A 22890-nucleotide genomic window follows, 5' to 3' on the forward strand; every position below is an offset into this window, starting at 1 on the left:
CCGACTAAGCGCGTATGGCGGTCCGGTGCGGGGGTGGCGTAGCCTGCGCGGACATTGCACCCGGGCCTGACCGGCCCGGCAAGGAGGACCCCCATGTACATCCGCAGTGACAGCTTCGAGCACCGCCAGCGCATCCCGGCCGAATTCGCCGCCGGCCAGCCCACCGCCGACGGTTTCGGGTTCGCGCCCAACCGCAACCCGCACCTGGCCTGGGGCGACGCGCCGGCCGGCACCAAGTCCTTCGTGCTGCTGTGCATCGATCCGGACGTGCCGACCGAGCCGGAGATGGTTGGCAAGCCCGGCGTGCTGATCCCCTCCGAGCAGCCGCGTTGCGACTTCACCCACTGGGCGATGGTCGACATCCCCACCAGCGTCAGCCAGATCGTCGCCGGCAGCTGCAGCGATCGCGTCGTGCCGCACGGCAAGACGCATCCGGCCGGTCCGGCCGGCGCGCGCCAGGGCATGAACGACTACACCGGCTGGTTCGCCGAGGATGCTTCGCTGGCCGGCGACTGGTTCGGCTACGACGGCCCGTTCCCGCCGCCGAACGACCTGCGACTGCACCGCTATTTCTTCCGCCTTTTCGCCCTCGACATCGACCACCTGCCGGTGCCGGACCGTTTCACCGCCGCACAGGTGCTCAAGGCCATGCATAGCCATGTCCTCGACGAAGTGGCGATCTACGGCACCTATTCGCTCAACAACGCCGTCAAGGATTGAACGTCAGGGACTGACTCCTCGCCCGCGCGCGCGGGCACTGCAATCGCACGAGGAGTTGCGATGCAATACCAGGAAAAACTCGAGTCGCTGGTCGAGGCCGTGCAGCAGCTGTCGCTGGCACGCGACCTCGACAGCATCGCCGCGATCGTGCGCGGTGCCGCGCGCACACTGGCCGGTTCCGACGGCGCCTCGCTGGTGCTGCGCGATGCCGGCCAGTGCTATTACTTCGACGAAGACGCGATCTCGCCCCTGTGGAAAGGCCAGCGCTTCCCGCTGAGCCAGTGCATCAGCGGCTGGTGCATGCTCAACCGCACCGCGGTGGCGATCGAGGACATCTACGCCGACGACCGCATCCCGCACGCGGCCTATCGGCCGACGTTCGTGCGCAGCCTGCTGATGACGCCGATCCGCACGCTCGAGCCGATCGGTGCGATCGGCAGCTACTGGGCGCAGCACCACATGCCCAGCGCCGACGAGACGCACCTGCTGCAGACCCTGGCCAATGCCACCTCGGTCGCGCTGGAGAACATCCAGATCCATGCCGAACTGGAGCAGCGCGTGCTCGACCGCACCGAGGAGCTGGCGCTCACCAACCAGCTGCTGCGCGAGGAGATGCTCGAGCGCGAACGCGCCGAGCGCGAAGTGCGCCTGCTGTCGCTGACCGACGAACTCACCGGCCTGCACAACCGCCGCGGCTTCCAGGTGCTGGCGACGCAGGAGCTGGAAGTGGTGCGGCGCCTGCACCAGCCGTGCCGGCTGATCTTCATCGACCTCGACGGCCTCAAGCAGGTCAACGACCGCCACGGCCATGCCGCCGGCGACGTGATGATCCGCCAGGCCGCCGAACTGATGCGCGTGGTGTTCAGCGAAGCCGACGTGCTCGCGCGCTGGGGTGGCGACGAGTTCGCCGTGCTCGCGCTCGATCCGATCGACGAGGCGACCGTGCGCCGCCGCGTCGAAGTCGGCCTGAAGCAGCTGGCGGCGCTGCACGCCAACCAGCCCTACGTGCTGTCGCTGAGTGTCGGCGTGATCGACCCGGCGGATACGCCAGGGGCGACGCTGTCGGAGCTGCTGATGCAGGCCGACGCGGCCATGTACGCGATCAAGGCCGGCAAGCAGTCGCGCGTGCCGGCCTGATCGGCAGGGCCGTTACTTCTTCTTCGACGCCGCGACGTTCTCCGACTCGACCACCATGTCGAGCACGTAGGCAATCGAGGAGCCGTCTGCCGGCGGGTTCTTGATCGTGTAGCGCTTCACGCGCACCACGTTGCGCACGCCGTCGGTGTGCTCGTAACCCTCGATGTCCTGGTACAGCGGCTGCCACTCGCCCGGCGTGCCGGTCTTGATGCCGCGATCGTCGTAGCGCAGTTCGCGCACCTGCAGGCATTGCTTGTTCGGGATCAGCGGGTGGCTGCACGGCTTGGTCTGCGCGGCGACTTCGAGGAACGCGGTTTCGCCGGGTCCGCCGTAACGGGTTTCTGCCGTGGGCTCGCCACGGAACGTCAGCACTTCGCCATCGGCCGAAGTCAGCGCGAGCTGGTCGCCGTTGCGCAGCGCGACCGTCTGCGGCGCCTCCAGGCGCTTGCCGATCGCCTGGTCGAGCGCCATCAGCTTGGGATCGGTGCAGGCCATCAGCGTCGCGGCCATGCGCGCCACCTGCAGGCGGTCGCCAGTGAGCGTGTAGCCACCGCCCATGCGGTTGCAGGCATTGCTCACGCTGACACGGCCGTCGCGGAAGTCGAGCTGCAGCGGCTTGTCGGCGCGGGCGAACAGCGCGTCGATGCGCTGGCCCTTGGCGTCGACCGCCTGCTCGAGCTTCCAGTGCTGGCTGCCGAGCGCGGCGGCATCGATCGTGGTGCTTGCCGCCGGGGTTGCCGCCGGCGTCGTCGCTGCAGGCGGCGTTACCGCTGTGGGCGTTGCCGCCTCCGGCGGTGTCGGCGCCTTGGCGCAGGCGGCGAGGGCCAGGGGCAGGGCAAGCAGCATCAATCGGTTCATTGCGGTCTCCATTGCGGGTGCCAATGGAAACGCAGTGCGGCCTAAAACGGGGTGAAGACCCCCATCGCCGATTCAGGTACCGGTCGGCACCAGCAGCAACAGCGCCGCGCCCAGCACGAAGCGATAGATCGCGAACGCGGTGAAGCGATGGCTCTGGATGTAGTGCAGCAGCCACTTCACGGCCACGAACGCGGTGATCGCCGAGGCGACGAACGCCACGGCCAGCGCGGTCCAGTCTTCGTTCGCGGCTTCGCCGTTGCCCAGCACGTGCATCAGCTCGTACGCGGTCGCCGCGAACATGGTCGGGATGCCGACCAGGAACGCGAACTCGGTCGCCGCCGCGCGCGAAGTCGTGCCAGCCAGCAGCGCGACGAAGATCGTCGCCGCCGAGCGCGAGGTGCCCGGGAACACGCCGGCCACCACCTGCGCGATGCCGACCAGGATCGCCACCGTCCAGGTGATGGCCGCGCGTTCACCGAGCTTGGCGGCGCGCTTGGCGGCCAGATGCTCGGCCGCGATCATCCACACGCCACCGATCACCAGCGCCCACGCGATCGGCGTGACCTGGTCGGGCAGTTCGAAGCCGAGCTTCTTGACCACCAGGCCGAGCACCGCGGTCACGCCGAACGCGGCGGCGAGCTTGAAGGCGTAGTCGCGCGCCTGTGCCGGCGTCAGCGCCATGCCGGCCGGGCTGTGCTCGGCGCTGGCGCGGCGGCCGATGAAGCCCATCGCGAGGTCCCACAGCCGTTGCCGGTAGATCAGCACCACCGCGAGGATCGCGCCGGCCTGGATCGAGATGTTGAACAGATCGCTGCGGTGGCCGAGCCAACGCTCGGCGATCAGCAGGTGGCCGGTGCTGGAGATCGGCAGGAACTCGGTGATGCCTTCGATGATGCCGAGCAGCAGCGCGGCGAGCAGATCAGTCATGCAGTGGGCCGTCGAAAATGTGTAGTGGCGGGGTTCGCGCGACGCGGCAGCATACCGGATCGGCGTTTGCACCCGGTTGAGGCATTGGCCCTTCCTGGTGCACCACAATGGTGCGATCTCGTGTCGGCGCTACCGGCGCCCTGTTCAAAATCAACCGCTTACGAGTCAGTAAAAGTTGGCACGGTCATTGCGTTCGTATAGACAAGTGCGGCCAACGCGGCCGACTTTTTCCCAATCCGTCATTCCCCTGTCCCGGAGTACCCATGTCGATCGAACACGTAGAAAAGCTGATCAAGGACCACAAGGTCGAGTTCGTCGACCTGCGCTTCGTCGACATGCGCGGCGTGCAGCACCACGTGACCTTCCCGAAGTCGATCGTCGAGCCGGCGCTGTTCGAAGACGGCAAGATGTTCGACGGTTCCTCGATCAGCGGCTGGAAGGGCATCAACGAGTCCGACATGGTCCTGCTGCCGGACGCCAGCACCGCGTTCCTGGACCCGTTCACCGCCGATCCGACCCTGGTGCTGACCTGCGACATCCTCGACCCGGCGACCATGCAGGCCTACTCGCGCGATCCGCGCGGCGTCGCCAAGCGCGCCGAGGCCTTCCTCAAGTCCAGCGGCATCGCCGACCAGGCCTTCTTCGGCCCGGAACCGGAATTCTTCATCTTCGACTCGGTCCGCTTCGCCAATGAAATGGGCCACACCTTCTTCCACATCGACTCGGAAGAAGCGCACTGGAACTCCGGCCGCGAGTACGACGGTGGCAACACCGGCTATCGCCCGATGGTGAAGGGCGGCTACTTCCCGGTCGCACCGCTCGACTCGCTGCACGACCTGCGCGCCGAGATGTGCAAGACCCTGGAACTGGTCGGCATGGAAGTGGAAGTGCACCACCACGAAGTGGCCAACGCCGGCCAGTGCGAGATCGGCACCAAGTTCAACTCGCTGGTGAAGAAGGCCGACGAGCTGATGACCATGAAGTACGTCATCAAGAACGTCGCCCACCGCAACGGCAAGACCGCGACCTTCATGCCCAAGCCGATCGTCGGCGACAACGGCAGCGGCATGCACGTGCACCAGTCGCTGGCCAAGGGCGGCGTCAACCTGTTCACCGGTGACGGCTACGGCGGCCTGTCGCAGATGGCGCTGTGGTACATCGGCGGCATCTTCAAGCACGCCCGCGCGCTCAACGCCTTCACCAACTCGGGCACCAACAGCTACAAGCGCCTGGTGCCGGGCTATGAGGCCCCGGTGATGCTGGCCTACTCGGCCCGCAACCGTTCGGCCAGCTGCCGCATTCCGTTCGTGGCCAACCCGAAGGCACGTCGCATCGAGATCCGTTTCCCGGATCCGATCCAGTCGGGCTACCTGACCTTCGCCGCGCTGATGATGGCCGGCCTGGACGGCATCAAGAACCAGATCGACCCGGGCGCTCCGAGCGACAAGGACCTGTACGACCTGCCGCCGGAAGAAGAGAAGAACATCCCGACCGTGTGCCACAGCCTCGACCAGGCGCTGGAAGCACTCGACAAGGATCGCGACTTCCTCAAGGCCGGCGGCGTGTTCACCGACGACTTCATCGACGGTTACATCGCGCTGAAGATGCAGGAAGTGACGCGCTTCCGCGCGGCCACGCACCCGCTCGAATACCAGATGTACTACACGGTCTGATTGCTCCGCTCCCTCCCCTGCGAATGCAGGGGAGGGTTGGGGTGGGGTGCTCTTCGCCTCCCCCTGCCGTTCCAACCAATCCACGAGGTAACCCAAATCGACGGGCTGCGCCCGCCGCAAGGCGAAGTGCGTCCCAGTGATAGCGCGGGAGACGACACCAACGTCCGCGTTGCAAGAGCACGAAGCAATGACCGGGGAGGGGCCACCGCTTATGAGGAGCCTGCGTCATGTCGTCTCGAACCACTGCAAGCAAGACCTGCGCTGCAACCATCCTTTCCATCGCGCTCGTGGGCATGGGGATGGCCAACGCACACGCCGGCACGTCCGGCTCACTGTCACTGACCAGTGACTATCTTTTCCGCGGTATCTCGCAGAACAACCAGGAACCGGCCCTGCAGGGTGGCATCGAATATGCCGCCGACAGCGGCTTTTACGTCGGCAGCTGGGGCAGCAACGTCAGCTGGCTGTCCGACACCAACGTCTCACCCGATTCGATTTCCAACAGCCTTGAGCTCGACTTCTACGGTGGCTACCGTGGCAAGTTCGGCGAGAGCGTGGGTTTCGACGTCGGCGCGTTGTACTACTGGTATCCCGGCGACTATCCCTCGGGCTTCAACAGCCCCGACACCGGCGAAATCTACTTCGGCATCAGCGCCGGCGTGTTCGCCGCCAAGTACTCCTACGCCCTGACCGATCTGTTCGGCTACGCCGATTCGGACGGCAGCGGCTATCTCGATGCGGCAGTGAACTGGGAGTTCGTCCCGACCTGGACGCTCAACGCCCACGCCGGCAAGCAGTGGATCGAGAACAACGAGGACTTCGAGTACGTCGACTGGAAGCTCGGCGTCACCAAGTCCTTCGACGGCGGCTTCGCCATCGCCCTGGCCTATCAGGACACCGACGCCGAGGAAGCGCTCTACACCAACCGCTACGGCAACTACCTCGGCGAAGACACCGTGGTGCTGACCCTGACCAAGACGTTCTGACAGTAGAGAGCCATCCAAACCCACGGAGCTGCGAGATGAAACTGATCACCGCGATCATCCGGCCGTTCAAGCTCGACGAGGTGCGCGAAGCGCTCACCGAAGTCGGCGTGTCCGGCATCACCGTTACCGAAGTAAAGGGTTTCGGCCGACAAAAGGGGCATACCGAGCTCTATCGCGGCGCCGAGTATGTCGTCGATTTCCTACCCAAGCTCAAGGTCGAATGCGCGGTCGCCGAGTCGGTGCTCGAGGCGGCACTGGAAGCCCTGCAGACGGCCGCGCGCACGGGCAAGGTAGGTGACGGCAAGATTTTTGTTCAAGCCCTCGAGCACACGGTGCGCATCCGCACCGGCGAGCTCGATGACGATGCGTTGTGAGGTGATGCCATGAACAACCACCTTCCTCACCACACCTTGCAGCCGTCATCCCCGCGCAGGCGGGGACCCAGCGACTGTGCTTCGTCAGACGCTACTTCGGGGACCAACAACGTGACACTACCCACGACACTGGGTTCCCGCCTTCGCGGGAATGACGACATTCATGCACGCGAGCGCAGCCGCATGGTCGATGCCTTCCGCCTTCCGCGACTCCTGGCAGCTGTCGCCATCCTGGCAGCTCCCGGACTCGCCCTCGCGCAGGAAGCGGCCGCCGCGGCCGCACCGGTCGCCAACAAGGGCGATGTCGCCTGGTTGCTGGTGTGCTCGGCACTGGTGATCTTCATGACCTTGCCCGGGCTGGCGCTGTTCTACGGTGGCCTGGTGCGCAGCAAGAACGTCCTGTCGGTGCTGATCCAGTGCCTGCTGGTGTTCTCGCTGGTCGCCGTGTTGTGGGCGCTGTACGGCTACTCGCTGGCGTTCACCAGCGGCAACGCCTTCATCGGTGGCTGGGACCGACTGTTCGCCAAGGGCCTGGACGCCACCGCGATGGGCGCGACCTTCACCAAGGGCGTGTACATCCCGGAGCTGGTGTTCTTCGTGTTCCAGGGCGCGTTCGCCTGCATCACCTGCGCACTGATCGTCGGCGCGTTTGCCGAGCGGGTGAAGTTCGCCGGCGTCATGCTGTTCACGGTGCTGTGGTTCACCTTCGCCTACGCACCGATGGCGCACATGGTGTGGTTCTTCCCGGGCCCGGATGCGTTCACCGGCAACGATGCCGTTCCGGGCGTGCTGGCCCAGTCCGGCTTCCTGTTCGCCAAGGGCGCGCTCGACTTCGCCGGTGGCACGGTCGTGCACATCAACGCCGCGGTGGCCGGCCTGGTCGGCGCGTACGTGATCGGCAAGCGCGTGGGCTACGGACGTGAGGCGATCAAGCCGCACAACCTGACCCAGACCATGGTCGGCGCGTCGATCCTGTGGGTGGGCTGGTTCGGCTTCAACGCCGGTTCCGCACTGGAAGCCAACGCGGTCGCCGCCCAGGCCTTCGTCAACACCTTCCTCGCCACCGCCGCGGCGGTGCTGGGCTGGACGGCGCTGGAATGGGTCAGCAAGGGCAAGCCGTCGATGCTGGGTGCGGCCTCGGGCGCGGTCGCCGGCCTGGTCGCGATCACCCCGGCAGCGGGCTTCGTCGGCCTCTGCGGCGCGATGATCATCGGCGCGCTTGCCGGTGCGGTGTGCCTGTGGGGCGTGAACGGACTCAAGCGCCTGCTCGGCGCCGACGACGCCCTCGACGTGTTCGGCGTGCACGGCATCGGCGGCATCCTCGGCGCGCTGCTGACCGGCGTGTTCGCGTCGCCGGCGCTCGGCGGTTCGGGCATCTGGGACTACGTCACCGAGACCGCGCTGCCGGAGTACTCCATCGCCTCGCAGGTCTGGATCCAGCTGCAGGGCGTGCTGGTGACGATGGTGCTGTCGGGCGTGGTCGCCCTGCTGAGCTTCCTGATCGTGAAGTACACCGTCGGCCTGCGCGTGTCGGAAGAGTCCGAGCGCGAAGGCCTCGACATCACCTCGCACGGCGAATCGGCCTACGAGAACTGAGCAACAAGCCCCTCTCCCGAACGGGGGAGGGGCACCATCACCATCAGGAGCACAAAGCCCTCCCCTTCAAGGGGAGGGTTGGGAGGGGATGGGTGCCCGAGCTACCGCAACTTGTCGATGCCCAAGCCTTGCCCTCAACCCCTCCGCCGCCGCACCACCTCACTCACCACCGCGATCCCCACCGTCAGCCCCAGCATCGACAGAAACTGGAGCCGCGTCTCCGACCCCGACAGCAGCAACAGGAAGATTAACCCCAGGATCGCCAGCGCGATCACCGTCAGGTACGGGAACCCGCGCATCCGGAACGGCAACCGCGTCCCCGCCCGATCGGCACGGCGACGCAGGATCAACTGCGACACCAGCGAGATCGTCCACACCAGCAGGCAGGTCGAGCCGACCACGTTGAGCAGCACCGGCAGCACCTTGCCCGGATAGCGCAGCTCCATGGCGGTGGCGATGAAACCGAACACCACGCACGACAGCACCGCCGCCACCGGCACCTGGCTGCGGTTCACCCGCGCCAGCCAGCGCGGGGCTTCGCTGCGCTCGGCCAGCGAATGGATCATGCGCGAGGCGCCGTAGAGGTTGGCGTTGAGCGCCGACAGCAGCGCGATCACCGCGATCAGCGTGATGGCGGTCGCCGCGCCGGGGATCTTCGCCGCCTCCAGCACCGCCGCGAACGGCGACGACAGCGCCGGGCTCGTCCACGGCACCACTGCGATGATCACGCTCAGCGAGCCGATGTAGAACACCAGGATGCGCCACGCCACGGTGCGGATCGCACGGGCGATGCTGCGCTCGGGGTCCTGGGTCTCGGCCGCCGCCACCGCGACGATTTCGGTGCCGCCGAAGGCGAACACCACCACCAGCAGGGCCGCGCCGATCCCGGCCAGGCCCTTGGGCGCGAATCCGCCGTGGGCGGTGAAGTTCGACAGCCCCGGCGAGGCGACCTCAGGCAGCAGGCCCAGCAGCAGGGCGATGCCGATCAGGATGAAGGCGACGATCGCCACGACCTTGAGGATCGCGAACCAGAACTCGAACTCGCCGAAGTTCTTCACCCCCATCAGGTTGATGGCGGTGAAGAACAGCATGAAGGTCAGCGATGCCAGCGGCACCGACAACGATGGCCATACCGTGGCCAGCAGGCCCGCCGCACCGACCGACTCGGCCGCGATCACGATCACCAGCTGCGCCCACCACAACCAGCCCACCGTCGCGCCGGCGGTCGCGCCCATGGCATCGGCCGCGTACACCGAGAACGCGCCGCTGGCCGGCTTGGCCGCGCCCATTTCACCCAGCGCGTTCATGACGATGATCACCAGCGCGCCGGCGACCAGGTACGACACCAGCACCGCCGGTCCGGCGGCCTGCACGCCCACCCCCGAACCCAGGAACAGGCCGGCGCCGATCGCGCTGCCAAGGCCCATCATGATCAGCTGCCGTGGCTGCAGTGCGTGCTTGAGCTGGGTCGATGCTGCGGCTGGTGCGACAGGAGAGGCCATCTACGGATCCGGCAACGGGCGGGCCGCCACAATAACGTGTCCTGCCAGCGCAGCATTGGCCGGGCGCAACCTCTCACGGGGTTTTCACCGCGACGTCGTGAAGGTTCGTGGACCGATTCCACGCGAGCATGGACATGCGCCCCCGACCCGTCGCCCTCAACCTGGCCCTCTGCGCTGGCCTGATCTCGACGAGCATGGTCCTGCTCGCCGGCTGCGCAAGCCAGGCGCCCAAAGCGGCCAACGTCGCCGCCGAACCAGCGGCAGCCTCAACCGCCCCCGCCGCCGTCCCGGAAATCGCGCCGGGCATTCCCGCCGGCTACCTGCACAAGGAGCAGTACCTCGACAGCCTGGCGCTGGTCCCGGCGCCGCCGGCCAAGGGCTCGGCCGCGTTCGCCCACGACCAGGCCGTGCGCGAGGAAGCCATCACCCTGCGCGGCACGCCGCGCTGGCAGCAGGCGATCAGCGATGCCGACCTGCATTTCCCGCACGCGGCAGGCACGTTTGAATGCGCGCTGGGCATCCCGGTCTCGCAACAGGCGACGCCGCGCCTGTACCTGCTGCTCCAGCGCAGCATGGTCGACGCCGGCCTGTCGACCTACGGCGCCAAGAACCAGTACAACCGCACGCGGCCGTTCGCGCTCGCCAAGGAGGCCAGCTGCACGCCCGACGAAGAGGCCGCGTTGCGCAAGGACGGTTCCTATCCCTCCGGGCACACCACCATCGGCTGGGCGTGGGCGCTGATCCTCGCCGAGCTCGCACCCGACCGCGCCAATGCGATCCTCGCCCGCGGCCGTTCGTTCGGCGAGAGCCGCCTGGTCTGCAACGTCCACTGGCAGAGCGACATCCTCGAAGGCCGCTTCATGGGCGCCGGCACCGTCGCGCGCCTGCACGCAGACCCGACCTTCGAGGCCGACCTGGCCGCGGCGAAGGCGGAGATCGCGAGCGCGCGCAGCCAGGGCCTTGCCCCCGGTCGCGACTGCGCGGCCGAGGCAACCGCATTGCAACGCAAACTCGAGCGCGTGCTGTAACCCATGGCAATACGTCCCGACCAACCCCTGCAGGTGCTGGTGGTGGAAGACAGCCCCGAGTACGCCGTGATCGTGCGGCAGTGGCTCGAGGAAGGCGAACAGGCGCAGGTGACGCTGGCGGTGGATGCGATCCAGGGCAGGGCGGCGATCGGGACGCGCAACTGGGACCTCGTGATCACCGACGTCGAGATGCCCGGCGGCAGTGGCCTGGAGCTGATCCAGGCGGTCAAGGCGGTGCACAAGTGGACGTGCGTGCTGGTGATGACCGGCGTGGTCAGCGCCGAGTACGCGCGCACCGCATTGCAGAACGACGCCGACGGCCTGCTCTTCAAGCCGTTCGCACGGGAGGAATTCCTCGAGCAGGTGCGCACCCTGAGCCAGCGCACGCGTCGGCGTCGCCAGCAGGAACGCTGCTCGGTGCTGGCTGTTGGCGCGCATCCGGACGATGTCGAGATCGGCTGCGGCGGCACCTTGTCGATGCACGCGGCGCGCCAGGATGAAGTGACCATCCTCACCCTCAGCCACGGTGCGCAGGGTGGCGACGCCCGCATCCGTGCGCGCGAAGCGCATGCCGCCGCCGGGCTGTTGCACGCACACTTGATCCTCGGCGACCTGCAGGACACCCAGGTGCCCGAAGGCGGCGCCAGCATCGAGCTGATCCAGCAGGTGATTGCACAGGTCGATCCTACCCACGTGTACACGCACTCGCAGTACGACACCCACCAGGATCATCGCAACACCTATCGCGCGACGATGGTGGCCGCGCGCGGTGTCGGCAAGGTGTATTGCTACCAGCCGCCCTCGGCGACGGTGGAATTCCGCCCGGGGTTGTTCATCGACATCACCGACCACCTGCAGCACAAGCTCCAGGCCATCGATGCCTACAGCAGCCAGACCGCGCTGCGCGCCTACCTGGCGCCCGACCTGATCGTTGCCACGGCGCGCTACTGGGGGCGTTTCGCCGGCTATGTCATGGCCGAGCCACTGGAAGTCATACGACACAGTGCGCAGTGAAGCGCACGGAATTCACAGCGCCTCACGGCGCCGCCTGACCCTGCCGATTCACCCATTGGACGGCATCGCCAGCCAGCGAGTCGAGGCGATCGGCCAGCGCCAGCGAGCGCGCTTCCCGCTCGGCGACACGCGGCGCGCGCCACAGCGCGAACACGCGTTCGCACTGGTCCTGCAGGTCCTGGCTGGCAAGCAGCGCCAACGTCGGCGTCAAACGATGCAGGTGCCGGCGCACTTCCGTTGCGTCGTCGGCGAGGATGCACTCGCGCAACTGCCGAAGCAGCGCCGGTGCCGAACTGGCGAACGCATCGGCCACCAGGGGCACCAGCTGCTCGTCGCCCAGCAGCCTGGCGGCAGCGGCAAGGTCGAGGTCACCGTTACTGCCCATCGCTGCTACCGACATGGATCACCCCGCCCGGCGGCGGCAGCGCCACGGCGATGACCTCGCCATTGCGGACCGGGCTGCCGGTCTCGACCTCGCGGAAGCGCAGCATCGCTTCGCTCGTTTCGGAAAATCCCTCGTGCAGCCCCAGCACGAAACCGCGCAGGAACTGGCCGTGGCCGAACACCACCACGCGGCCGCTGCACTGCCACAGGCGCTGGTGGAACCGGCGCAAGCGCCCGACGAAATGCGCGAACGACTCCGCGCCCGCGCCGTCGACGTACAGCGGGTCGGCGCGCTGCCAGTACTCGGCCACCATCGGCTTGCGCTCGGCCGGACTGGTGCGCTCCGCCCGTGCCGGCGCCAGGTAAGAAAATTCCTCGATCGGCCACGTCTCCACCGCGACGGTCGGATGTGCCTGGATCAGCGGCAAAGCGGTGTCCAGCGTGCGCCGGAACGGCGACACCACGATCAGGTCCGGCGGCGACTGGCCGACGGCGAGGGCGACATCTCGCGCCTGCTGTTCGCCGAGCGCGGTCAGGCGGATGTCGGCATGGTTGTCCGTGACCTCGCCGGCGTTTGCCGTGGTTTGCGCGTGCCTCACCAGCAGCACGCTCAGCGGCGGCACAGCGCCTGCCATTCCGATGGATCCAGGTACTTCTCGGTCCAGTAGCGGACCATGAGTATCTCCCTGAACTCCATGGGCCCCGGCGGCAGCGGCTTGCCCTGCAGGTCGTCCATCAGCAGCCGCGGCACGTCGACGCCGGCGGCAACGGTCAGCGGCAGGCTGCCCGGGAAGCGCGGATTGATCTCCAGCAGCTTGTAGCGCCCGTCGCTGGCCTGCTTGAACTGGACGTTGGCCACGAACCGCACGCCAACGGCCAGGGCAATGGTGGTCGCGGACTCCATCAGCTCGGCCATGTGCACGGTGCGCGCGGTGATCGCGATGCCCGAGTCGGTGCGGATGCGCTCGCGCGGAACCGCCGCGACCAGTTCACCGTGCTGGCTCACGTAGACGTCGACCGAGAACTCCGGGCCGGGCAGCAGTTCCTGCACCAGGTAAGACCCGTCCTGGGGCAGCGCCGCCAGGTCTTCGCTGCTGCCGATCATGGCAATGCCGCGCGAACCCGATCCGGCGCGCGGTTTGGCGAAACAGGGGAACTTGGTGATCGTCGGCAGCGAGTCCGCCGTCAGCGCCACGCAATAGGGCACGGCCGGATTGCCCGACAGGTGCGACAGCAGCGCCCACTTGTCGCGGCAGCGGCGCAGTACCGGCGCCGGCGACAGCGGCACGCGCGTGCCAATGGCGGCGAACGCGGCGTCCGCCTCCGCCAGCGGCGCCAGCTCGGCGTCCACCGTGGAGATCAGCACTTCGATTGAATGCGCCCGGCACAGCTCGAGCAGCGCCGGAACCAGCGCGGGGTCCTCGCCGCCGGGAATCAAGAACCGCCTCGACGCCGGCACCAGGTAAAGGCCTGGCGAATCCGGGTCCATGTCGGCGAGGAACAGGTCGTGGTCGTCGGCCAGCGATTTCCAGACGCTGACCGCCGAGGGACCACCTGCACCGGTGATGAGCACTCGCATGATTTTCTATTCGGCAACAGCTGCGCGGAACGCTATCCGCTTGTTCGTGACGGTGATCTTCACGCGTTGCAGGTTCGCGGGGAGCACTCAGCGGTTGTGGTAAAGAGCAACGGTCATGAATGGGCGACTGCCCTCGGGTCGTGCGGAGGCCAACGCGCATGCAGGAAGTCTGGGTATGGGTGTGCGTGGTCGCTGTTTTCCTCGGCACCGCGCCACAGCTGGCGGCCTTGATCCAGTTCCTGCTGGTTGGCCTGCATGGCGTGCGCAACCATTACCCGCACTGCGCGCCGGCGACACGCCGCGTGGCCGTGCTGATCCCGGCGTGGAACGAAGGGCTGGTCATCGACAACACCATCGAGCACATGATGTCGCTCGACTATCCGCGCGATGCATTGCGCGTGTACGTGATCGACGACGCCAGCACCGACCAGACCCCGCAGCTGGCCCAGGCCGCCGCGCTGCGCTATCCGGGCAACGTATTCCATCTGCGCCGGGAGAAGGGCGGGCAGGGCAAGGCGCACACGCTGAACTACGGCCTGGCGCACGTGCTGGGCGACGACTGGATGGAAGCGGTGCTGATCACCGACGCCGACGTGCAGTACTCGCGCGATGCCCTGACCAGGATGGTGCGCCACCTCGCCGACCCCAAGGTCGGCGCGATCACTGCGTACATCAAGGAAGGCAGCGATCCGGGCGGATACGTCTCGCGTTCCATCGCCTTCGAGTACATCACCGCGCAGGCGGCGTCGCGCCGCGCGCAGAACGTGATGGGCGTGATGGCCTGCGTCGCCGGTGGCGCGCAGCTGCACTCGCGGGAAAATCTCATTGCCATCGGTGGCGCCATCGACACCTCGACCCTGGCCGAGGACACCTATACGACGTTCCTCACCGAGCTCAGCGGCCGGCGCGCCCTGTTCGACCCCAGCGCGGTGGTCTGGGCCGAAGAACCCGATGCACTCGTCAGCCTGTGGAAGCAGCGCCTGCGCTGGGCGCGCGGCAACCTGCAGCTGAGCTGGGCGTTCCGCCATGCCTGGTTCCGCCCGTTCTCGCATCGCGGCATCGGCGGCCTGGTGTTCGGGCTGATCTGGTTCGCGACCGTGCTGACACCGATCCTGATGCTGATGGCGATGGTCGGCGGCCTGAGCCTGTTGTTCCTGAACCCGGCATGGGCATGGCGTGCCTTCCACGTGCTGTGGCTGACCAATGTCTTCGTCTACCTGTTCCAGTTGTTGATGTGCTTCGTCATCGACCCGCAGACGTCGAAGCGGTCCTGGCTGGAAGGCGCGCTGTTCCCGGGGCTGCTGTCGGTGGGCCTGATGGCCTGGTCGGTGTTCCCGGAACGGCTGCAGCAACTGGTGCTGGCCTTCCCGTCGCCGGGCGAACAATGGGACTGGCACGCCGTGGTCATCCTGGCGCTGTACGCGTGGGTCGGCGCGTGCATGGCGGCTGCGTGGGCGCTGTATCGGCTCGAACGCGCTGGCGCACCGGCATGGCTGGTGCGTCCGTTGCTGGCGCTGGTGGGCGTCGGCCCGGTGTTGTGCGCCGTCTCGCTGTCCGCCTACGTGCAGGAGCTGCGCGGGGCCGAGCGCAAGTGGGACAAGACGGTGAAGACAGGCAAGGTGAGGCAACTGGAATGAGCGACCTCAAGAACACGGTGAAGTCGACGGTGCAGACCGCCGCACAAGCCGCCGCGCAGAACCCGATGCAATCCACCGCGACCGGGCTCCCGGCCGAATTTACGGCCATCGTGCAGGCCGACATGCGCCGGGAGCGACGTCTCCTGTATGCGGAGCTCGTCATCCTTGTGCTGCTGCTCGGACTGGTCGGGCTGCGTTTCTGGATGGCGCAATGAACGCTGTGGTCCTTCCACTGCTGGCGGCACTGGCGGCGGCACCGACGGCCGCCGCGGCGACGTGCGAGCTCGACCAGGCACAGCGGCTGATGGAGCAGCAGCCTCGGCCCACTGCGCAGATCGATGCATTGCTCGGCCAGTGTCGCGCCGCGGGCAGCAACGACTACCGGGTAGACCTTTTGGCCGGCGTGCTCGCACGCGATGCAGGGCGGCTGGACGACGCCGTCGATGCACTGGCCCGCTCACACGCGCAGGCGCCGGGCGAGTTGGCGCCGACACTCGAGCTGGCCGTGACGCATGAGTTCCAGCAGCGCCCCGAGCAGGCCCGCGCGCTGTACCTGCAGGTCCTGCAGTCCGATCCCGCATCGCGGCCGGCACGCCTCGGCCTGGCCCGGGTCGCCCGCCAGCAATACCGTCCTGATGAAGCTGAAGCCATCTACCGCGAACTGGTGTCGGCCAATCCCGACGACCGCGAAGCGCAGACCGGGCTGGCGATGGTGGCCCTGCAACAGCGTCGCTACGACGATGCCCGCGAGCGCCTGCAGACCCTGCAGGCGGCCCATCCCGGCGACCCGGACGTGCAGGCTGGCCTCGCCGAACTCGCGACGGGATGGCGCTATCGCCTCGATCTCGCCGCCGGACGCGAGGACCTGGCGCCGGGCGATTCCAATCGTGCCGTGGCGCAACTGGAGATCGCCGCCAATGCCAGGGACGCGTTCAACATCCGCTACGAGCACAACGATCGCGAGCTGCCTTCGCTCAATCCGCTCGATCCCAGCGTGCTGCCCTCCAACAGCGGCCGCATCGGCTGGTTGCGTCGTGTCCCGGGCCAGCACTTCTGGGAAGTCGCCTACGAGTACCGGCAATACGACACCGCCCAGGACACGCAGCGCATCGAGCTCAACCTCGGCCATCGCCTCGGCGGCAAGGTGCAGGGATTTGCCGGCGTCCGCCAGCAGTTCGGCGCCACTTCGCAGGACGACCGCCTGTGGCATGCAGGCCTGAGCATCCCGACATCGCAACACACCTACGCCACGCTGGTCGGCTACTACTCGCAACCCGACATCGGCGACGACAGCATGTCCTACGTCGCCGACCTCACCTACGAGCGCGACCGCCTGCAACTCACCGGCGGCATCGGCTACGGCGTCGACCCGGACAACTTCATCACCCATGTCCGCGGCGTGTGGCCATTGCCGAACCGGCAAGCCATCACCTTCGCCATCGAGCACCGCAGCCTCGGTGACGAAACCGAAGCACTGCTGGGTTGGCGCGTGGAATGGCAGTAGCGTGAACGTCCCGCCCGCCCCTCGCGAAGAATCCGCGTTCAGGACCCGCATGCGGCGCTGGTCCAGCCGTCTCGACCCTGCATTGCTGATGCTGCTGATCGGCCCCATGATGATCTTCTTCGCCTGGGGCGTGACTTACAGCCAGCTTGCCAAGGACCGCAGTCGCGCCCTGATCGAGGGTTACCGCGAGGCCAACGGCCTCAGCCGCTCCTTCGCCGAACAGACGTTGCACCGGATCGACGATATCGACCAGATGCTGCGGGTGGTTCGCGCGGCCTACCTGGCCCGCGGCAAGGACATCGACATCGATCGCCTGCTGCGCGACGCGGGCTTTCCGGAACAGCGGAGCATCGAAGTGGCGATCCTCGATGCCGCCAACCGTCTGGCCGTGGGCGAGGCGTCGGGCAGCCCCGAATGGCTTCCGGCGACCATTCCCGGCGGGACAGTGGTCGATCGAACGGTGGTCTCCACGCCGCTGCCGGCGAGGGCAGGGCGGCCGGATGCGCTCATCGTCAGCCGTCCGATCCTGCGGCCCGACGGCTCATTCGCCGGTGCCGTGGTCGCCAAGGTGCGACCGGAGCAGATCCTGAGCCGGTTGCGCAGGCTCAACGTCGGCCCGATGGCCCGTCAGTTCGGCGCGGTCGAACTGGGTCGCGACGATATCGCCGCGATACTCGGGCTGGACGGTCGCCCGCGCGCCGCATTGCACGGCGCCGTCCAGGTCCCGGCGGCCAGGCTGCCCAGCTACCAGGTCTTCAGGCGCCTGAACGACGGCACCGTCGAGAAAGTGCCGGTGCCATTGGTCGACGTCGTGCCGCGCCTGTGGTCAGGCGGCTACCTGGGCGACTACCGGCTGATCATCGTCGTCGGAATCTCGCGCAAGGACGCACTGGTCGACTACGAGCTGCATCGGCGGATCTACCTGATCGGATCGGTTGCCTTCACCGTCGGTGTCGGCCTGCTCACCATCCTGGCCGCCGTGCTGGCAAGGCGCCAGAAGCGCACGCTGCAACGGCTCGCCAGGAGCGAGCGCCAGGCGAACGAGCTCAAGTCGACCTTCCTGGCGAAGATTTCCCACGACCTGCGCACGCCGCTCAACGGCATCCTCGGATTCTCCGAACTGGTCAAGACCACCGCCAGCGAGCCGGAGCAGCGCCAGTACGGCGAGTACATCCACGACAGCTCCAGCCACCTGCTGGACCTGGTCAACATGATCCTCGACCTGGCCAAGCTGCGGAACGGCACGCTGCAGCTGCGGCTGGGCGATGTCGACCTTCGCCAGGTCGCACAGAGCGTGTCGCGCATCCATGCCATCGTCGCCAAGCAGAAGGGGCTGGGGTTTCGCCTCGACGTCGCGGCCGGTTTTCCCGAGCGGGTGACCTGCGACGGCGTCCGCATCCGCGAAGTCCTCCACAACCTGCTGCACAACGCCGTCAAGTTCACCCGCGCCGGCCATGTCGCGGTGGACCTGTTCCTGCGCGATGGCCAGGCCTGCGTGCGTGTCTCCGATACCGGCATCGGCATGACGGACGAGATCAAGAGTCGGCTCTTCCAGCCCTTCAGCGAAGGGCGTGACGAAGCCTCCAGGGCCCTGGCCGGCGCCGGGCTCGGCCTGGCGTTCTCCAGGGAACTGGTCGCCCTCCACGGCGGTGCGATCGAGATCGAATCGCAGGAAGGCGCGGGCACCAGCGTCACATTCTCGATTCCGGTGACAGGACCCGGCACTGCACGTGCGAGCGCACCGGTTCACGCAAGCAACGAGGGCTCAGGCCATGCCACACGTACTGATCGTCGATGACGACCTGGTCAATCGCAAGCTCGCCCGCGCGATTCTGGAACGCGTCGGCTGGGAAGCGGTGGAATGCGACAACGGCGCCTCCGCGCTGGAGTGCTTCCAGCGCGAGGCATTCGACGCCGTGCTGCTCGACATCGGCCTTCCCGGCATGGACGGTCGCGAGGTCTGCCTGGCGCTGCGGAAGTTGCAGCAAGGTCCGCTGCGGATCGTGGCGTACACCGCATCGGTGCTGCCGGAAGAGATGGAGTCGCTGGTGCACAACGGCTTCGACGACGTGCTGCAGAAGCCGGTGAGCATCGCCGCAGTGCAGGCGGCATTCGCGACGCCCTGAGGTTCCCAGCCGATAATGCCGGCCACCCCGACTTCACTGCCGCGCATGTCCATCGTCCTCACCGACTTCGCCCGCACCCGCCTGTTCCCGCGCGAGCCACGGCGCAACACCATCCAGGACTGCACGCCCGCGCAGTTCGAGCGGCACCTCAACGAAACGCCGCCAGTGATGGTGCTCGACGGCTACGCGCCGTTCTGCAAGCTGCACGTGCACCGCAACTGGACATCGACGCGCTGCCTGGCCGTGCCGATCACCGACGACAACCGCCACCTGCTGCGATCGGGCTACGAAGAACGCACGCGCGGCGAGCTGCCGGTGCTGGTGCGCTGGTTCGAGGGCATCGACCCGCCGGTCGCCGATTACCTGATCGTCATCCTCTACAGCCGCGAGCAACTGGCGAAGGAGGGCACGCACACCACGGCCGATTACGGCGTGGTGGGTTGCATGTACACCGCCGAGCCGGTCGAGACGCCCATGGCCCCCATCACCATGATGCGAAACGCGCTCGGCGTGGAAGAAGGCGGCTCCGGCGTGCCGCTCGACCGCGAGGCCTATATGCGCAGCGTCGAGTTCTGGCGCACGCATGCGAACTGGCGCGGCTGAAGGCGGGCAAACCCGTCCTCGCCCGCTTGCACTAACATGGTGCAATGTCCGCGACCGCCCCCAGCGATTTCGACCGGCCTGACCTCGACGGCCTGACCACGCCGCTGGCGTGGAGCGACGAGGACGGCGCGATCGTCGGCTGCAATGCCGCCTTCTCGCGCTGGCTCGGGGTCAGCGCCCGCCGGCTGGTGGCCTGGCCGCTGGCGGGGCTGGATGGGGGCGACGGTCACCTGGCCAACGCCATGCGCCGCCTCGACGCGGCCGCCGACGCACCCCTGCGCCTGCGCCGCAGCCGGCTGCGCTTCGCCGACGGTGACGAGTGCTTCGCCGATGTCTGGCTCAGCCGGCGCGAAGACGGCGGCTGGCTGCTCGAGGCGCATCCGGTCGACGAGTTTCCCGGCGACGACCCGGCCTTGCTGCTGCCGTCGGCGCTGTCGGCCTCGCTCAAGGGCCTGGCCCACGAACTGCGCAATCCGCTCGCCGGCCTGAAGGGCGCGGCGCAGTTGCTGGCGCGGCGCATCGATGCCGACACCGGAAACAGCAATGGCGACGCCGGCGAGCTGGTGGCCCTGGTCGGCAGCGAAGTCGAGCGCCTGACCGCCCTGGTGGACCAGCTGCTCACGCCGGCGCCGCCGCGTCCGCACGCGCCGCTCAACATCCACGCCGTGCTCGAGCGCGTGCTGCGCCTGGCCGAAAGCGACGCCGGCTGGGCCGTGCGCCTGGTCCGCGACTACGACCCCAGCCTGCCCGAATTCGGCGGCGACGCCGACCGCCTCGTGCAGGCGGTATGGAACCTGGTGCGCAACGCGATCGAAGCCGGTGCCGCCAACATCACCCTGCGCACGCGCGCCGAGCACGCGGTGCGTATCGGCGATGCCGTGCATCCGATCGCGATGCGGCTGGAGATCGTCGACGACGGCCGCGGCGTTCCCGAGGAACTGGCCGAGCAGTTGTTCCTGCCGCTGGTGTCCGGTCGCGCCGAAGGCAGCGGCCTGGGACTGGCGCTGGCGCAGCAGGTCGCGCGCGAGCACCGCGGCTCGCTGGCCTATCGCTCGCGCCCGGGCCACACCGTGTTCACCCTGCTGTTGCCGCTGCAGATCGAGGAAGAGGAAGGCACGTGAAGAGGATCTGGGTGGTCGACGACGACCGCGGCGTGCGCTTCGTGCTGGCCACTGCGCTGCGCGAGGGTGGCTACAAGGTCGACGGCTTCGAGAACACCGCCGATGCCCTGGCCGCGCTGGCCGAACGCGGTGCCCCCGACCTGTTGTTCACCGACGTGCGCATGCCCGGCGACGATGGACTGGTGCTGCTCGAACGCCTCAAGGCGCAGGCGCCGCAGCTGCCGGTCATCGTGATGAGCGCCTACACCGACGTCGCCAGCACCGCCGGTGCGTTCCGCGGCGGCGCGCATGAATTCCTGTCCAAGCCCTTCGACTTGGATGAAGCCGTGGCGCTGGCCGCGCGCACGCTTGCCGCGGTGGGCGAGAGTGCCGCGCCAACGCAGGCCGAGTTGCCCAAGGACGACGCGCTGATCGGCGACACGCCGGCGATGCGCACGCTGTTCCGCGCGATCGGCCGCCTCGCGCAGGCGCCGCTGTCGGTGCTGATCACCGGCGAGACCGGCACCGGCAAGGAGCTGGTGGCGCGCGCGCTGCACCGCGAGTCGCCACGCGCCGAGCACCCCTTCGTCGCCCTCAACACCGCCGCGATTCCGTCGGAACTGCTGGAAAGCGAACTGTTCGGCCACGAAGCCGGCGCCTTCACCGGTGCCCAGCGCCGCCACACCGGCCGCTTCGAACAGGCGCATCGCGGCACGCTGTTCCTCGACGAGATCGGCGACATGCCGCTGCCGCTGCAGACGCGGCTCCTGCGCGTGCTGGCCGAGGGCGAGTTCTTCCGCGTCGGCGGTCGCGAGCTGATCCGCGTCGACGTGCGCGTGATCGCCGCCACCCACCAGGATCTGGAAGCGCTGGTCGCCGATGGCCGCTTCCGCGCCGACCTGCTGCATCGCCTCGACGTCGTGCGGCTGCACCTGCCGCCACTGCGCGAGCGCCGCGACGACATTCCGCGCCTGGCCGAACGCTTCCTGGCCTCGGCCGCGGCGCGATTCGATGCGCCGGCCAAGCGCCTGGCCAAGCCGGCGCTGGAGCGCATGCTCGGCTACGACTGGCCCGGCAACGTGCGCCAGCTGGAGAACCTGTGCTGGCGCCTGGCCGCGCTCGCGCCGGGCGAGACCATCGCGCGTGCCGACCTCGACGAAGCGCTTGCCGCCACGCCGGGCAAGGACAGTGGCAACCCGGCGGACGATGATTGGGACACGCAGCTCGCGGCATGGGCGCGCGCGCAGCTGGCGCTCGGCAGCGACGACATCCACGCACAGGCACGCGAGCGTTTCGAGCGCGCCCTGTTCGAGGCTGCGCTGGAGCACACCGGCGGCCGCCGCACCGAAGCGGCCGCGCGCCTGGGCCTGGGCCGCAACACGCTGACGCGAAAGCTTGGCCCCGGACGGCGCCGAACCTGAGCCGATGCTGCAACGAGGCGGCCGGGAATCGCCGCCGTTAATGCGGGAAGCTTCATTTTCACCGCCGGACTTTCACCGCCGGACCACCGGCACGCGCCTAGTCTGCGTGCGATCCGGCTTTGAATACGGCTTTAAAAACATGGAGAAGTCGATGAACACCACGCTGAACACCCTGCTCGCCGCCACCGTGGTGGTGGCCGTGACCGCCTGCAGTTCCGCGCCGAAGACCAAGGCACCTGCCACGCCGACCGCGGTGTCGACCGCGAAAGCGGCGACGGTCAACCTCGCCTCGGCCTCGGCCAGCCTGGTCAGCGGCAAGCTCAGCGTGGTGCCCATGCGCGATGGCGTGCACATCACCGGCGAGATCGGCGGCTTCGCGCCCAACAGCACGCACGCCATCCACATCCACGAGAAGGGCGACTGCAGCGCCGCCGACGCCAGCAGCGCCGGCGGTCACTTCAATCCGTCAGCATCGCCGCACGGCAAGGTCGACAGCGGCGCGCACCATGGCGGTGACATGAACAACATCGTCGCCGACGGCGAAGGCGTGGCCAAGGTCGACGTGCATGCCGCCGGCGTCACCCTCGGCGGCGGCGCCGCGAACGACGTTGCCGGCAAGGCGGTGATCGTCCACGCCAGTGCCGACGACTACAAGACCCAGCCCACCGGCAACGCCGGCGGCCGCATGGCCTGCGGCGTCATCACCGTCACGCAATAACGC

23 protein-coding genes are annotated in these 22890 nt (G+C 67.9%); 17 read left to right on the plus strand and 6 right to left on the minus strand.

What is annotated here, in order from left to right; translation table 11 throughout:
* The first annotated feature begins 93 nt into the window (after nucleotides 1–93).
* Together ACFOPO_RS04725 and ACFOPO_RS04730 are read left to right on the plus strand one after the other, a co-directional pair.
* Nucleotides 94–720: a YbhB/YbcL family Raf kinase inhibitor-like protein gene (locus ACFOPO_RS04725; RefSeq protein WP_386701438.1), complete on the plus strand. Its 627-nt coding sequence runs from the start codon at nucleotides 94–96 to the stop codon at nucleotides 718–720.
* A 60-nt stretch (nucleotides 721–780) separates the two neighbouring features.
* On the plus strand, nucleotides 781–1857 hold the full coding sequence (locus ACFOPO_RS04730; RefSeq protein ID WP_386701440.1) for a diguanylate cyclase domain-containing protein: 1077 nt from the start codon (nucleotides 781–783) through the stop codon (nucleotides 1855–1857).
* Nucleotides 1858–1869: 12 nt separating this feature from the next.
* Here ACFOPO_RS04730 and ACFOPO_RS04735 read toward each other — a convergent pair whose 3' ends face one another.
* The gene (locus tag ACFOPO_RS04735; protein WP_386701442.1) at nucleotides 1870–2715 is read right to left on the minus strand and encodes a DUF4377 domain-containing protein; all 846 of its coding nucleotides are present in this window, start codon (nucleotides 2713–2715) and stop codon (nucleotides 1870–1872) included.
* Nucleotides 2716–2787: 72 nt separating this feature from the next.
* Nucleotides 2788–3642 carry an undecaprenyl-diphosphate phosphatase gene (locus ACFOPO_RS04740; RefSeq protein WP_386701444.1) on the minus strand — a complete coding sequence of 285 codons (855 nt, stop codon included), beginning with the start codon at nucleotides 3640–3642 and terminating at the stop codon, nucleotides 2788–2790.
* A gap of 263 nt (nucleotides 3643–3905) precedes the next feature.
* Here ACFOPO_RS04740 and glnA point away from each other — a divergent pair, with 263 nt between their 5' ends.
* The 4 genes from glnA to ACFOPO_RS04760 all read left to right on the plus strand — a co-directional run bounded on the left by glnA (nucleotide 3906) and on the right by ACFOPO_RS04760 (nucleotide 8271).
* Nucleotides 3906–5315, plus strand: coding sequence for a type I glutamate--ammonia ligase (gene glnA, locus ACFOPO_RS04745; protein ID WP_386701446.1), 1410 nt, complete (start codon nucleotides 3906–3908; stop codon nucleotides 5313–5315).
* A 227-nt stretch (nucleotides 5316–5542) separates the two neighbouring features.
* Nucleotides 5543–6301, plus strand: coding sequence for a TorF family putative porin (locus tag ACFOPO_RS04750; protein ID WP_386701448.1), 759 nt, complete (start codon nucleotides 5543–5545; stop codon nucleotides 6299–6301).
* A 35-nt stretch (nucleotides 6302–6336) separates the two neighbouring features.
* Nucleotides 6337–6675, plus strand: a complete 339-nt coding sequence (locus tag ACFOPO_RS04755; RefSeq protein WP_158732090.1) for a P-II family nitrogen regulator — start codon at nucleotides 6337–6339, stop codon at nucleotides 6673–6675.
* A 183-nt stretch (nucleotides 6676–6858) separates the two neighbouring features.
* Entirely contained in the window at nucleotides 6859–8271 is a 1413-nt protein-coding gene (locus tag ACFOPO_RS04760; RefSeq protein ID WP_386702668.1) for an ammonium transporter, read from the plus strand.
* Between the two features lie 134 nt (nucleotides 8272–8405).
* Here the strand turns inward: ACFOPO_RS04760 and ACFOPO_RS04765 are convergent, their stop codons facing one another.
* A complete protein-coding gene (locus ACFOPO_RS04765; protein WP_386701450.1) occupies nucleotides 8406–9773 on the minus strand; it encodes an amino acid permease in 1368 nt (455 codons plus the stop codon).
* 194 nt (nucleotides 9774–9967) lie between these two features.
* Between ACFOPO_RS04765 and ACFOPO_RS04770 the strand changes: the two genes are divergently transcribed.
* Together ACFOPO_RS04770 and ACFOPO_RS04775 are read left to right on the plus strand one after the other, a co-directional pair.
* Complete coding sequence (locus ACFOPO_RS04770) at nucleotides 9968–10801, plus strand: phosphatase PAP2 family protein (RefSeq protein WP_386702669.1); 834 nt, start codon at nucleotides 9968–9970, stop codon at nucleotides 10799–10801.
* Between the two features lie 3 nt (nucleotides 10802–10804).
* Nucleotides 10805–11815 carry a PIG-L family deacetylase gene (locus tag ACFOPO_RS04775; RefSeq protein WP_386701453.1) on the plus strand — a complete coding sequence of 337 codons (1011 nt, stop codon included), beginning with the start codon at nucleotides 10805–10807 and terminating at the stop codon, nucleotides 11813–11815.
* A gap of 22 nt (nucleotides 11816–11837) precedes the next feature.
* Here the strand turns inward: ACFOPO_RS04775 and ACFOPO_RS04780 are convergent, their stop codons facing one another.
* From ACFOPO_RS04780 to ACFOPO_RS04790, 3 genes are read right to left on the minus strand one after another with little or no spacing between them, the layout of a single operon-like run.
* On the minus strand, nucleotides 11838–12200 hold the full coding sequence (locus ACFOPO_RS04780; protein ID WP_386701455.1) for a hypothetical protein: 363 nt from the start codon (nucleotides 12198–12200) through the stop codon (nucleotides 11838–11840).
* Nucleotides 12190–12834 carry a histidine phosphatase family protein gene (locus tag ACFOPO_RS04785; protein ID WP_386701457.1) on the minus strand — a complete coding sequence of 215 codons (645 nt, stop codon included), beginning with the start codon at nucleotides 12832–12834 and terminating at the stop codon, nucleotides 12190–12192. The genes ACFOPO_RS04780 and ACFOPO_RS04785 overlap by 11 nt, the downstream gene beginning before the upstream one ends.
* The gene (locus tag ACFOPO_RS04790; protein ID WP_386701459.1) at nucleotides 12810–13778 is read right to left on the minus strand and encodes an ATP-grasp domain-containing protein; all 969 of its coding nucleotides are present in this window, start codon (nucleotides 13776–13778) and stop codon (nucleotides 12810–12812) included. Before ACFOPO_RS04790 ends, ACFOPO_RS04785 begins: the two co-directional genes overlap by 25 nt.
* A gap of 158 nt (nucleotides 13779–13936) precedes the next feature.
* On the opposite strand from ACFOPO_RS04790, the gene ACFOPO_RS04795 reads away from it, so the two are divergent.
* The 9 genes from ACFOPO_RS04795 (at nucleotide 13937) to ACFOPO_RS04835 (ending at nucleotide 22887) form a co-directional block, all read left to right on the plus strand.
* Nucleotides 13937–15415, plus strand: a complete 1479-nt coding sequence (locus ACFOPO_RS04795; RefSeq protein WP_386701462.1) for a glycosyltransferase — start codon at nucleotides 13937–13939, stop codon at nucleotides 15413–15415.
* A complete protein-coding gene (locus ACFOPO_RS04800) occupies nucleotides 15412–15630 on the plus strand; it encodes a hypothetical protein (RefSeq protein WP_386701464.1) in 219 nt (72 codons plus the stop codon). Before ACFOPO_RS04795 ends, ACFOPO_RS04800 begins: the two co-directional genes overlap by 4 nt.
* Nucleotides 15627–16919, plus strand: a complete 1293-nt coding sequence (locus ACFOPO_RS04805) for a tetratricopeptide repeat protein (RefSeq protein WP_386701466.1) — start codon at nucleotides 15627–15629, stop codon at nucleotides 16917–16919. The genes ACFOPO_RS04800 and ACFOPO_RS04805 overlap by 4 nt, the downstream gene beginning before the upstream one ends.
* A 49-nt stretch (nucleotides 16920–16968) precedes the next feature.
* Nucleotides 16969–18717, plus strand: a complete 1749-nt coding sequence (locus tag ACFOPO_RS04810) for an ATP-binding protein (RefSeq protein ID WP_386701468.1) — start codon at nucleotides 16969–16971, stop codon at nucleotides 18715–18717.
* Nucleotides 18692–19045, plus strand: a complete 354-nt coding sequence (locus tag ACFOPO_RS04815; protein ID WP_386701470.1) for a response regulator — start codon at nucleotides 18692–18694, stop codon at nucleotides 19043–19045. Before ACFOPO_RS04810 ends, ACFOPO_RS04815 begins: the two co-directional genes overlap by 26 nt.
* A 45-nt stretch (nucleotides 19046–19090) precedes the next feature.
* Complete coding sequence (locus ACFOPO_RS04820; protein WP_386701472.1) at nucleotides 19091–19648, plus strand: DUF3228 family protein; 558 nt, start codon at nucleotides 19091–19093, stop codon at nucleotides 19646–19648.
* A 44-nt stretch (nucleotides 19649–19692) separates the two neighbouring features.
* Nucleotides 19693–20769 carry a nitrogen regulation protein NR(II) gene (locus ACFOPO_RS04825; RefSeq protein ID WP_386701474.1) on the plus strand — a complete coding sequence of 359 codons (1077 nt, stop codon included), beginning with the start codon at nucleotides 19693–19695 and terminating at the stop codon, nucleotides 20767–20769.
* Complete coding sequence (ntrC, locus tag ACFOPO_RS04830) at nucleotides 20766–22169, plus strand: nitrogen regulation protein NR(I) (RefSeq protein ID WP_386701476.1); 1404 nt, start codon at nucleotides 20766–20768, stop codon at nucleotides 22167–22169. Before ACFOPO_RS04825 ends, ntrC begins: the two co-directional genes overlap by 4 nt.
* A gap of 151 nt (nucleotides 22170–22320) precedes the next feature.
* Nucleotides 22321–22887: a superoxide dismutase family protein gene (locus ACFOPO_RS04835; RefSeq protein ID WP_386701478.1), complete on the plus strand. Its 567-nt coding sequence runs from the start codon at nucleotides 22321–22323 to the stop codon at nucleotides 22885–22887.
* The last annotated feature ends 3 nt before the right edge of the window (nucleotides 22888–22890 follow it).

Source organism: Lysobacter sp. GCM10012299, assembly GCF_042649405.1.
Taxonomy (GTDB): Bacteria; Pseudomonadota; Gammaproteobacteria; order Xanthomonadales; family Xanthomonadaceae; genus Lysobacter_J.

Bases quoted from the DNA above. Each gene is read 5' to 3' on its own strand.
- ACFOPO_RS04775 (WP_386701453.1), top strand. From the start codon at position 10,805: ATGGCAATACGTCCCGACCAACCCCTGCAGGTGCTGGTGGTGGAAGAC.
- ACFOPO_RS04740 (WP_386701444.1), bottom strand. From the start codon at position 3,642: ATGACTGATCTGCTCGCCGCGCTGCTGCTCGGCATCATCGAAGGCATC.
- ACFOPO_RS04805 (WP_386701466.1), top strand. From the start codon at position 15,627: ATGAACGCTGTGGTCCTTCCACTGCTGGCGGCACTGGCGGCGGCACCG.
- glnA (WP_386701446.1), top strand. From the start codon at position 3,906: ATGTCGATCGAACACGTAGAAAAGCTGATCAAGGACCACAAGGTCGAG.
- ACFOPO_RS04785 (WP_386701457.1), bottom strand. From the start codon at position 12,834: ATGGCAGGCGCTGTGCCGCCGCTGAGCGTGCTGCTGGTGAGGCACGCG.
- ACFOPO_RS04760 (WP_386702668.1), top strand. From the start codon at position 6,859: ATGGTCGATGCCTTCCGCCTTCCGCGACTCCTGGCAGCTGTCGCCATC.
- ACFOPO_RS04750 (WP_386701448.1), top strand. From the start codon at position 5,543: ATGTCGTCTCGAACCACTGCAAGCAAGACCTGCGCTGCAACCATCCTT.
- ACFOPO_RS04810 (WP_386701468.1), top strand. From the start codon at position 16,969: ATGCGGCGCTGGTCCAGCCGTCTCGACCCTGCATTGCTGATGCTGCTG.
- ACFOPO_RS04795 (WP_386701462.1), top strand. From the start codon at position 13,937: ATGCAGGAAGTCTGGGTATGGGTGTGCGTGGTCGCTGTTTTCCTCGGC.
- ACFOPO_RS04835 (WP_386701478.1), top strand. From the start codon at position 22,321: ATGAACACCACGCTGAACACCCTGCTCGCCGCCACCGTGGTGGTGGCC.
- ACFOPO_RS04770 (WP_386702669.1), top strand. From the start codon at position 9,968: ATGGTCCTGCTCGCCGGCTGCGCAAGCCAGGCGCCCAAAGCGGCCAAC.
- ACFOPO_RS04780 (WP_386701455.1), bottom strand. From the start codon at position 12,200: ATGGGCAGTAACGGTGACCTCGACCTTGCCGCTGCCGCCAGGCTGCTG.
- ACFOPO_RS04755 (WP_158732090.1), top strand. From the start codon at position 6,337: ATGAAACTGATCACCGCGATCATCCGGCCGTTCAAGCTCGACGAGGTG.
- ACFOPO_RS04725 (WP_386701438.1), top strand. From the start codon at position 94: ATGTACATCCGCAGTGACAGCTTCGAGCACCGCCAGCGCATCCCGGCC.
- ACFOPO_RS04765 (WP_386701450.1), bottom strand. From the start codon at position 9,773: ATGGCCTCTCCTGTCGCACCAGCCGCAGCATCGACCCAGCTCAAGCAC.
- ACFOPO_RS04730 (WP_386701440.1), top strand. From the start codon at position 781: ATGCAATACCAGGAAAAACTCGAGTCGCTGGTCGAGGCCGTGCAGCAG.
- ACFOPO_RS04820 (WP_386701472.1), top strand. From the start codon at position 19,091: ATGTCCATCGTCCTCACCGACTTCGCCCGCACCCGCCTGTTCCCGCGC.
- ACFOPO_RS04825 (WP_386701474.1), top strand. From the start codon at position 19,693: ATGTCCGCGACCGCCCCCAGCGATTTCGACCGGCCTGACCTCGACGGC.
- ACFOPO_RS04815 (WP_386701470.1), top strand. From the start codon at position 18,692: ATGCCACACGTACTGATCGTCGATGACGACCTGGTCAATCGCAAGCTC.
- ACFOPO_RS04800 (WP_386701464.1), top strand. From the start codon at position 15,412: ATGAGCGACCTCAAGAACACGGTGAAGTCGACGGTGCAGACCGCCGCA.
- ACFOPO_RS04735 (WP_386701442.1), bottom strand. From the start codon at position 2,715: ATGAACCGATTGATGCTGCTTGCCCTGCCCCTGGCCCTCGCCGCCTGC.
- ACFOPO_RS04790 (WP_386701459.1), bottom strand. From the start codon at position 13,778: ATGCGAGTGCTCATCACCGGTGCAGGTGGTCCCTCGGCGGTCAGCGTC.